Here is a 9,605-nt window from a genome sequence, read left to right on the forward strand (position 1 = left end):
CCCGGCGGCGGACGCTTTGCTCTTCGGGCTGGCCTTTACGGTGCTTTAAGCATGATCGTTGCTGTTGTCCGTGATGACATCAGTATTCTCTCCTCCCGTTGCGGGCTCGTTGTGCCAAAGCTTATGCGCCAGGCGGCATTCCTCAGATGAAATCAGCATCTCGGCTTGCTACGCGACAGGGTAGTCTGGGGTTTTGCGCGATAAGAGAAAACACAATGAAAAGAGCAGGTTTAGCCATTTTTATCATGCTTGCCAGTGGGGCGGTCAGTGCGGAAACCGTGACGCTGCGTATCGCTGACCAGAAGGGAAATATGCACGCCGAGATGGAAGCGGCGCAGCAGTTAAACAATCTCAGCTATAAAATCGAATGGGCGGAGTTCCCGGCGGCGGCACCGCTGGCGGAAGCGTTAAATGCTGGTGCGGTGGATGCCGGTATTATTGGCGATGCGCCGTTGCTTTTCTCCCTTGCGGCGGGTTCACAGGTGAAAGCCGTGGCGGTGAGCAAATCGGTGCCTGAAGGTTTGGCGGTGCTGGTCAGCCCTGATTCACCGATTAAAACCGTGGCGGATTTGAAAGGGAAAAATATCGCCACCGGTCGTGGATCGATTGGCCACTTCGAGGCGTTAAAAGCGCTGGAAAAAGCGGGTATCAGTGACAAAGACGTTAAATGGCGCTTCCTGACGCCGGCCGATGCGCGTATTGCCTTGGCCAACGGTTCAGTGGATGCATGGTCAACCTGGGACCCTTACACGGCGCTGGCGGAAGTGACCCATACCGGGCGTGTTCTGATCAACGGCGTGGGGCTTTCCAGTGGCAACAGCTTCCTGGCGGCCACCGATGCGGCGATCAATGATGCCGGAAAACGGGCAGCCCTGCAGGATTACGTTAATCGACTGGCGGCAGCCGATCGTTGGGCGAACAGCCATGTCGATGAATACTCCACCACGCTGGCGAAAATCATCGGTTTTCCAAAAGAGGCAGCGGCAAAATCCTTCTCACGCCGCCAGTCACACTGGCAAAGCATTGATGACGCCACCATTGCCCAGCAGCAGGAGACGGCTGATTTTTACCAGAAATATGGCCTAATTCAGCAACACCTCGACGTCAAACCGACCTTTTATCATGGCTTAACCGTTGCACAGAAGTAACCCTTTGTGCCCCAACGTTTGGCTAAACTCCATGGGGCGCGTAGCATAGCGCCCATCTTGCCTTCATCTTTATCACCTATGTTAACCAAAACCTTCGATGGTCATAACGACCTGCTGCTTAATCTGTGGCTGCATCATCGCGATGCGCCTGCTGACGCCTTCTTCTCGGGTATTGAGAAAGGGCACCTGGATTTTCCACGCATGCAGCAGGGCGGATTTGCGGGTGGGTTGTTTGCGATGTTTGTCCCGCCGCAACGTTACATCAATGAAGTGGCACCTGAACGTGCGCAGGAGCAGTGGCAACCACTGGATATCCTCTGGCAGCAACTGGATATCCTGAAAATGTTGGTGGCCCAATCGGCGGGGCGCGCGCGACTGTGCCTGACGGCCAATGACATCGCCGCCTGTCGCCGTGATGGCGTGCTGGCGATGGTGGCGCACATTGAAGGTGCAGACGGATTCGATGCTGATGGCGAGGCGCTCTCTGAGTTTTATCAGGCGGGCGTGCGCAGTATTGGCCCTTTCTGGAACTTACCGAATCTTTTTGGTGAGGGGGTGAATGGCCCGTTCCCACACTCTCCGGATACCGGGCCGGGCCTGACGCGTGCCGGTGAGCAGCTGATTGCAGCGGCAAATCGTCATCGCATGATGATCGACGTATCGCATATGAATGAAAAAGCGTTCTGGGACACCGCGCGCCTGTCGAACGCGCCGCTGGTGGCAAGTCACTCAAACGCCCACGCACTCTGTGCGCAACCACGCAATCTCACTGATGATCAACTACGGGCGATCCGTGACAGTGGCGGGGTGGTAGGTGTGAATTTTGGTAACGCTTTCTTACGCGCTGATGGTCAGCGCACCAGCGACACGCCATTGATCGAAATTGGTAAACATCTGGAACATTTAATTGAAATAATGGGACCAGAAAACGTAGCATTTGGTTCAGATTTCGATGGCATCAGTGTGCCGGACGCCTTAAAAGATGTTTCTGGGCTGCCGCGCCTGCATGCGCTGCTGGCATCGCTCGGCTATGATCAAGCAGTGATCGAGCAGGTTGCCTGGGGTAATTGGCAGCGCGTCCTGCAACAGATTTGGCAGGATTAACACAATTCCCTTACCTAATCAGGGTTGATATGCCTGCTACATTGGCGCAACATCAGCCCGCGTCGTGCATTGTGGCCTGAATATTGTATTTCTGGCGCAAGCATTTCCAGCAGAGCCTGCTCTGCGTTATTTGTTTAGAGGAAGAAAATTATGTGGAAGAAACCTGAATTTGTTGACCTGCGTCTGGGCCTGGAAGTGACTCTGTACATCTCCAACCGCTAAGACTTTCTGCCCGCCGTTCGCGCGGGCATTTTATTTTCTTTTTGGTCATCTCACATGTTTATTAAAGTGCTTGGTTCAGCGGCAGGTGGCGGCTTTCCGCAGTGGAACTGTAACTGCGCCAATTGCAGCGGCCTGCGTAACGGCACCCTTCAGGCTCAGGCGCGGACGCAATCTTCGATTATTGTCAGTGACAACGGTGAAGATTGGGTGTTGTGTAACGCCTCGCCGGATATCAGCCAGCAGATTGCCCACACGCCAGAACTGATCAAAAAAGGTGTGCTGCGCGGTACCGCCATCGGCAGTATTATCCTGACCGATAGCCAGATTGATCACACCACCGGGTTACTCAGCCTGCGTGAAGGCTGCCCACATCAGGTGTGGTGTACGCCTGAGGTCCATGCTGACCTCACCAGTGGCTTCCCCATTTTTACCATGTTGCAGCACTGGAATGGCGGGCTGCAGCATCACGCGTTAACGCCGCTGGAACCCTTCCGGGTCGATGTGTGCGGCGATCTGCAGTTCACGGCTATTCCGATTCTCAGCAATGCGCCACCGTATTCGCCATACCGCGATCGTCCTTTGCCAGGGCATAACGTGGCATTGTTTATTGAGAACACCGCCAACGGCCAGACGCTATTGTACGCGCCGGGCTTGGGCGAGCCGGATGCCGTGATCATGCCTTGGTTGCAAAAAGCCGATTGTCTGCTGATTGATGGCACCGTCTGGCAGGACGATGAACTTCTGGCGACCGGCGTTGGTAAAAATACCGGCAAAGCTATGGGCCATCTGGCTCTGGCAGAAGAGCACGGCTTAATGGCGCTGCTGGCTGCATTGCCCGCAAAGCGCAAAATTTTGATTCACATTAACAACACCAATCCGATTCTCAACGAGCAGTCGCCGCAGCGTCAGTATCTGATACAGCAGGGCATTGAAGTGAGTTGGGACGGCATGGCGATTCATCTGCAGGAGAGCGCATCGTGATTACCGAAGCCTTATCGCCGCAAGCGTTTGAACAGGCACTGCGTGCCAAAGGCGCGTTTTATCATATTCACCATCCGTATCACATCGCGATGCACAATGGTGAAGCGACACGCGAACAGATTCAGGGGTGGGTAGCCAACCGCTTTTACTACCAGACCAACATCCCCCTGAAGGATGCAGCCATCATGGCGAACTGCCCAGATCCGGCTACGCGTCGTAAATGGGTTCAGCGCATTCTGGACCATGACGGCAGCAACGGTCATGAAGGTGGTATCGAAGCCTGGCTACAATTAGGTGAAGCAGTCGGACTGGATCGTGAGGTGCTGCTGTCTGAAAAGCTGGTGCTGCCAGGGGTACGCTTTGCGGTGGATGCCTACGTCAATTTTGCGCGTCGTGCTAATTGGCAAGAAGCGGCATGCAGTTCGTTAACCGAACTCTTTGCGCCGCAAATTCACCAGTCACGTCTCGACAGCTGGCCGCAACACTATCCGTGGATCAAGGAAGAGGGCTACTTCTACTTCCGCAGCCGTCTTAGCCAGGCGAATCGTGATGTGGAACATGGCCTGGCGCTGGCGCTGGAGGTGTTTACCACGGCAGAGCAGCAGAACCGTATGCTGGAGATTCTGCAGTTCAAACTGGACATTCTCTGGACGCTGCTGGATGCCATGACCATGGCGTATTCATTACAGCGCCCGCCTTATCACACCGTCACCGATCAGGTGTCATGGCACAGTACAAGACTGGTATAACATCATGAAAGATAATCTGATCCCGGCTTTCCGCCGTGGCTATCGCATGCAGTGGGAACCCGCGCAAGACAGCCATGTGGTGCTTTATCCGGAAGGGATGGCAAAGCTGAATGAAACTGCTGCCGCGATTCTGGAGCTGGTGACGGGCAAGCAAGATGTTGCGGCCATTATTCATACGCTCAATACGCGCTTCCCGGAAGCGGGCGGCGTGGACGATGATGTAAAAGAGTTCCTGCAATCCGCCGTTGAACAGAAATGGATCCAGTGTCGTGAACCTGAATAAAACCGTCACGCCGCCGCTTTGGCTGCTGGCTGAACTGACTTATCGCTGTCCACTGCAGTGTCCTTACTGCTCAAACCCGCTCGATTTTTCGCAGCAGGAGAAAGAGCTGACCACGGAACAGTGGATCGATGTTTTCCGCCAGGCGCGTGCCATGGGCAGTGTACAGATGGGCTTTTCAGGTGGCGAGCCGTTAACCCGTAAAGATCTGCCCGAGCTGATCCGTGCCGCGCGGGATCTGGGTTTCTATACCAACCTGATCACCTCTGGCATTGGCCTGACGCCCAAAAAGCTCGATGCTTTTGCCGATGCGGGCCTCGATCATATCCAGATCAGCTTCCAGGCCAGCGATGAGGTGCTGAATGCGGCATTAGCCGGTTCGAAAAAAGCGTTTCAGCAGAAGCTGGAGATGGCAAAAGCGGTAAAAGCGCACGGTTATCCGATGGTGCTTAACTTCGTGCTGCATCGCCATAACATCGACCAGATCGATAAAATCATCGATCTCTGTATCGAACTGGAAGCTGACGACGTTGAGTTAGCCACCTGCCAGTTTTATGGCTGGGCGCACCTGAATCGTCAGGGGCTGCTACCGACACGTGAGCAGATTGCTAATGCAGAAGCCGTGGTAGCGCAATACCGTGAGCGCATGAGTGAAAGCGGTAACCTCGCCAATCTGTTGTTTGTCACGCCAGACTATTATGAAGAGCGCCCGAAACCTTGCATGGGCGGTTGGGGATCGATTTTCCTGAGTGTCACGCCAGAAGGCACCGCATTGCCGTGCCACAGCGCGCGTCAGTTGCCGGTCGAGTTCCCATCGGTGCTCAACCAAAATCTGGAGGATATCTGGTACAACTCGTTTGGTTTTAACCGCTATCGCGGTTATGACTGGATGCCGGAGCCGTGCCGTTCCTGTGATGAAAAAGAGAAGGATTTCGGTGGCTGCCGCTGTCAGGCCTATATGTTGACGGGCAATGCTGACAATACCGATCCGGTGTGTAGCAAGTCACCGCATCACGGCAAAATCCTTGAAGCACGACGTGAAGCGACCTGTAGTGATATCAAAATTGCCCAGCTACAGTTCCGTAATCGCAGCAACTCTGAGCTGATCTTTAAGCAGCGAGTCACCTGATGACCTCGCGCCACCTTGTGCTTGCCAATGGCCTGCGCTGCCACCTGTACCACCAGCCAGACGCGCGTGATGCCGCTGCTTTGTTGCGCGTGCAGGCCGGCAGTCTGGATGAACCCGACCGCTGGCCGGGATTGGCGCATTTGCTCGAGCATCTGCTGTTCTGCGGCAGTGAGCGCTTTAAAGACCGCGAGCGTTTAATGCCATGGGTGCAGCAGAAAGGTGGGCAGGTCAATGCCACCACGCAACTCAGTAGTAGCGCCTTCTTTTTTCAACTTCCCGCGATGGCTCTGCCTGAAGGAGTTCAGCGCTTAAGCGATATGGTTGCCGCACCGTTGCTCAGCCAGCAGGCTATTCGGCAGGAAGTGGCGGTGATTGAGGCGGAATATCAGCTACTGCAACATCATGTCGAGACCCTGAGCGAAGCGGCATTGGCGGATACGCTGGGCGTTGCTTTTCAACGCTTTCGTGTGGGGAGTCAGCAGTCTTTTGGTGACAATGTCACTTCATTGCAGGCTGCGCTTCGTGAGTTCCACCAGCGTTTTTACGGTGCGAATAGCATGGATTTGTGGTTGCAGGGCCCGCAATCTCTGGACGAGTTGGCCGAGCTTGCGCATGCTTTTACGACCCTTCCTGTACGCCAGTTTATACCGCATTCTGTGCTGCCAACCCCTGCGACGAATGACCTTCAGTTGCAGCTAGCGGGTGATGAGAATTTCTGGCTCACGTTGATGTTACACGGGGATGGAGACTCGTTGCGTGACAGTGTCACTTTTCTCAGTGTGTTCTGGCAAGATGAAGCACCCGGAAGTTTGCTGGCGGCGCTGAGAGAAGCCGGCTTGTGCGATACGTTGCACGGGCAGTGGCTGTGGCAAGATGCGCAGCACGGTTGGCTGGCGTTGCGTTTTACGGCGGCACAGATCAGCGTTGAGCAAGCCCAGCGTATTGAACAGCTATTCTGGCAGCATGTCGAGGCGATTGGTATCTGCGGCACTGAACAACGGCAGCATTATGCGCAACTGGCGTTGCACGATTTCGCCTGTCTGACGCCGTTGGAGCAGTTGCGTGGACGTGCGCTGGGTTTTTCCCCCGCAGAGACGGTACCCGAGAGTTTCACTAGGTTTATCGCGGCGTTACCGCAAGCTGCCTGCACACGCATGTTAACGCAGCAGCATTTGCCCGATGCCCAACGTGTGGAAACACAGGGTTTTACCTTGATGCAGAAAAAAGGATTACCGCAAAGCTCGGTTTTTCACACCACTGCAAATTTCCATTTTTATCCTGTTTCCCAATCGGCCATTCCCCCCGTTTTGCCTCCCGTTGCCATGGCATTACCCCATTTTATGCCCCGGCAACACGTTGAAACTTTGCTACTGCGCCCGGCGTTTTATCACACGCTGAGAGATGAGGACGCACAGGCGCGGCAAGCCTTGCTGCGCCCGGTTCTGGCGGAACTGCGCCATGCGGGAGGCAGTGGCAGTTGGCAACAAAAGCAGGGCGTCTGGCAGCTGGTGCTGAATCTTCCAACAGGCGATGATGTAGCCTTACTGACCGTTCATCATGCGCTGAAGGCCTTGAGTGCTGAAGTGCAGCCGAAGGGCGTTGCCACACCTCAAACTATCGTGATTCGCCAGTTACTGGCGGCATTGCCAGCGCAGTTAATCTCTCCTGTTGCCGATAGCGATTGGTTAGCTGCCTGGTGTGGCAAACAGCAGGCATTGCCACAGCGCGTTGCCCATCTGCTCAGCGACTTTTCACCAGGTTTGGCCACATATGCCCATCCGCCTCGGTTACAACGGGGCATCACGCCGGTTAACTGCCACGGAAGCGACCAGGCGCTACTGCTGTTTATTCCGTTACCGCAGTCAGATGACAGCAACTTAGCCGCGTTACGTGCGCTGTCATTGCTGTTGGAGCCGAGATTCTTCCAGCGGCTGCGTGTCGATCAACAGATTGGCTATGTGGTTTCCGCTCGCTATCAGCGCGTCGCCGATGTGGATGGATTGTTACTGGCATTGCAATCGCCACAGCTCCCATGGAAGACGCTGCTGGGGCACTGTAAACGCTTTATGCGTGAGATGGTTGCAGAGGTTGATTCGGTCATGCCGCAAACGCTGGCGGCATGGCAGGCTACCTTGCTCGACCAATGTGATGCCAAAGATAACGCTGATGCGGCCGTGCAGGGGTTACGCCAGCAGCAGGGGTTACCCAATCTCAATCGCAACGCGGTGATGTCTCTAACGCTGTCTCACCTGCAACAGCTCCATAAGCGAATGATGCGCGAACGCCGCCGCTGGCGAATCGTTGTGAATCAAAGCTGAATGGCGATGTGTTTACCGTTTGGTAATGTGACATCAATGCGTACTTCGCCACCGAGTGCCGCAACATAACGTTTTAATGTCGAAAGCCGCGGATCATTGTCGGGGTTTTCCATTTTGGCTAACGTGGGCTGTGAGATTCCCATTGTGCGGGCCAGTTCGGTTTGTGAAAGATTAAGTTCTTCACGTATCTGACTTAAGGCAATATCCTGGCGTAATTTCTCAATTTTAACAGCGATACGCTGTTGGCTTTCAGGTGATTGCTTATCTAATAAAGCTTTGTAATTAGACATGTTATCCCTCCATTTGCACTAAATGCCTGCGGTATTCCGCTTCGGCCATGCGAATCATTGAACGGTAAAATTGTTTTTGATTAACACCCGTTTTATCTCCAGCACACAACACTATGGCGCGACGAACGGGATCAAAGGCGAAAAAAGCCCTAACAGGATTTCCATGGTGCTGGATACGTAATTCTTTTAGATGAGTAAGCTTGCACCCTTTTAGCGTATCGACATAGGGGCGACCAAGTTGAGGTCCCATTTCTGCCAAAATACCCATCATGGCTAACACATCTTCACGCATATCTTCACTTTGTGCGAAAAACCACTCATCAAAAACTTCCGTTGTTAATATTTCCCACATATCGCCATCCTATAGCTTATTTGCTATGAGTCAATTTATAGCCTTTAGGCTATGGTTGCAATGGAGTATGCGATAATCCTGCGTAACTTTCACCCATATAAACCATTACCCTTTGATATTTTTGAATATATTTGAAGGTGACGCGCAAATCTCTTCACTATTCGTCAGCCGGGTTATCCGCGACACTCAATCGATTATCCCGATCTAAAAGGAACCTTGAGTGAAAAACGTTACCCGTGTTGTGCTGCCATTGCTGGCGGCGGCTGCGCTTTACGTGCCTGTTTCTCAGGCTGCTGCGATGCATTACGACCTCGATCCTGCCCATACCTCGGTGATTGTCACCTGGACGCACTTCGGCTTCTCGCACCCCACTGCAGATATCCCCAACAGCAAAGGTTCGCTGGTGTTTGATAAGGATCATCCCGAGCAAGCACGTGTTGATGTGACCCTGCCAATTACCCAGATTGATAGCCATGTTCCGGCGTTGACCAAAGAGTTTCTCGGTGCTGAGTATTTTGATACTGCTAAATATCCTTCCGCGGTATTCCACAGCACCAAAGTGGTGGCAAAAGGTGATAACAAGTTTGATGTAGAAGGCAACTTGACCCTGAAAGGTATTACCAAGCCGATCACTCTGCACGCCACGCTGAACCAGCAAGGGATGCATCCGATGGTGAAGAAACAGGCGATTGGTTTTGATGCCACTGGTGTGATCAAACGTTCAGACTTCAAGCTGGATAAGTATGTGCCAGCAGTCAGTGATGATGTGACGCTGACGATTTCTACTGAGGCGTATGCAAAGTAATTGAAGTTTGGGGTATAGCGCGCACTGAAGCTAACAAGCAGGCTGGGGCCGCACCGGGGAAGGCATCCGCAGCGCTGAACGAAATGAGTCTGCCAGGAGAGCCCGCAGGACGCGGGCGAAAGGTGGCGCTGGAACATGGATGTTCCATCGTGAACTGAACCCCTTAACCTGGACTGCTTAAGTCAGCTTATTTTGATTCTGAGTCCGGTACTCTACCGGGCTCAGTC

11 protein-coding genes are annotated in these 9,605 nt (G+C 53.7%); 9 read left to right on the plus strand and 2 right to left on the minus strand.

Annotated elements, in window-relative coordinates:
- Positions 1-215 precede the first annotated feature (215 nt).
- The 8 genes from QMZ30_RS13550 to pqqF all read left to right on the plus strand — a co-directional run bounded on the left by QMZ30_RS13550 (position 216) and on the right by pqqF (position 7,931).
- On the plus strand, positions 216-1,148 hold the full coding sequence (locus tag QMZ30_RS13550; RefSeq protein ID WP_283227767.1) for an ABC transporter substrate-binding protein: 933 nt from the start codon (positions 216-218) through the stop codon (positions 1,146-1,148).
- 78 nt (positions 1,149-1,226) lie between these two features.
- A complete protein-coding gene (locus QMZ30_RS13555; protein ID WP_283227768.1) occupies positions 1,227-2,252 on the plus strand; it encodes a dipeptidase in 1,026 nt (341 codons plus the stop codon).
- Positions 2,253-2,402: 150 nt separating this feature from the next.
- A complete protein-coding gene (pqqA, locus tag QMZ30_RS13560; RefSeq protein WP_010617686.1) occupies positions 2,403-2,474 on the plus strand; it encodes a pyrroloquinoline quinone precursor peptide PqqA in 72 nt (23 codons plus the stop codon).
- Between the two features lie 54 nt (positions 2,475-2,528).
- Positions 2,529-3,455, plus strand: coding sequence for a pyrroloquinoline quinone biosynthesis protein PqqB (pqqB, locus tag QMZ30_RS13565; RefSeq protein ID WP_283227769.1), 927 nt, complete (start codon positions 2,529-2,531; stop codon positions 3,453-3,455).
- Positions 3,449-4,204, plus strand: a complete 756-nt coding sequence (gene pqqC, locus QMZ30_RS13570) for a pyrroloquinoline-quinone synthase PqqC (protein ID WP_039335724.1) — start codon at positions 3,449-3,451, stop codon at positions 4,202-4,204. The genes pqqB and pqqC overlap by 7 nt, the downstream gene beginning before the upstream one ends.
- 4 nt (positions 4,205-4,208) lie before the next feature.
- Entirely contained in the window at positions 4,209-4,487 is a 279-nt protein-coding gene (pqqD, locus tag QMZ30_RS13575; RefSeq protein ID WP_039335705.1) for a pyrroloquinoline quinone biosynthesis peptide chaperone PqqD, read from the plus strand.
- Entirely contained in the window at positions 4,474-5,613 is a 1,140-nt protein-coding gene (gene pqqE, locus QMZ30_RS13580; protein ID WP_283227770.1) for a pyrroloquinoline quinone biosynthesis protein PqqE, read from the plus strand. Before pqqD ends, pqqE begins: the two co-directional genes overlap by 14 nt.
- On the plus strand, positions 5,613-7,931 hold the full coding sequence (gene pqqF / locus QMZ30_RS13585) for a pyrroloquinoline quinone biosynthesis protein PqqF (RefSeq protein ID WP_283227771.1): 2,319 nt from the start codon (positions 5,613-5,615) through the stop codon (positions 7,929-7,931). Before pqqE ends, pqqF begins: the two co-directional genes overlap by 1 nt.
- On the opposite strand, the gene QMZ30_RS13590 is transcribed toward pqqF, so the two are convergent.
- Complete coding sequence (locus QMZ30_RS13590) at positions 7,922-8,221, minus strand: helix-turn-helix domain-containing protein (RefSeq protein ID WP_283227772.1); 300 nt, start codon at positions 8,219-8,221, stop codon at positions 7,922-7,924. The two genes, pqqF and QMZ30_RS13590, sit on opposite strands and share 10 nt — an antisense overlap.
- Before the next feature lies 1 nt (position 8,222).
- Positions 8,223-8,573 (minus strand): type II toxin-antitoxin system RelE/ParE family toxin, encoded by a 351-nt coding sequence (locus QMZ30_RS13595; protein WP_039335714.1) that lies wholly within the window; start codon positions 8,571-8,573, stop codon positions 8,223-8,225.
- A 220-nt stretch (positions 8,574-8,793) separates the two neighbouring features.
- Between QMZ30_RS13595 and QMZ30_RS13600 the strand changes: the two genes are divergently transcribed.
- Positions 8,794-9,378, plus strand: coding sequence for a YceI family protein (locus QMZ30_RS13600; RefSeq protein ID WP_283227773.1), 585 nt, complete (start codon positions 8,794-8,796; stop codon positions 9,376-9,378).
- Positions 9,379-9,605: the final 227 nt, after the last annotated feature.

It is taken from the genome of Pantoea sp. EA-12 (assembly GCF_030053355.1).
In the GTDB taxonomy this organism is placed as follows: Bacteria; Pseudomonadota; Gammaproteobacteria; order Enterobacterales; family Enterobacteriaceae; genus Pantoea; species Pantoea vagans_C.

Excerpts from the sequence above, each read along its gene's own strand:
- QMZ30_RS13550 (WP_283227767.1), top strand. The coding sequence starts at position 216 with ATGAAAAGAGCAGGTTTAGCCATTTTTATCATGCTTGCCAGTGGGGCG.
- QMZ30_RS13555 (WP_283227768.1), top strand. The coding sequence starts at position 1,227 with ATGTTAACCAAAACCTTCGATGGTCATAACGACCTGCTGCTTAATCTG.
- pqqB (WP_283227769.1), top strand. The coding sequence starts at position 2,529 with ATGTTTATTAAAGTGCTTGGTTCAGCGGCAGGTGGCGGCTTTCCGCAG.
- pqqD (WP_039335705.1), top strand. The coding sequence starts at position 4,209 with ATGAAAGATAATCTGATCCCGGCTTTCCGCCGTGGCTATCGCATGCAG.
- pqqF (WP_283227771.1), top strand. The coding sequence starts at position 5,613 with ATGACCTCGCGCCACCTTGTGCTTGCCAATGGCCTGCGCTGCCACCTG.
- QMZ30_RS13590 (WP_283227772.1), bottom strand. The coding sequence starts at position 8,221 with ATGTCTAATTACAAAGCTTTATTAGATAAGCAATCACCTGAAAGCCAA.
- QMZ30_RS13595 (WP_039335714.1), bottom strand. The coding sequence starts at position 8,573 with ATGTGGGAAATATTAACAACGGAAGTTTTTGATGAGTGGTTTTTCGCA.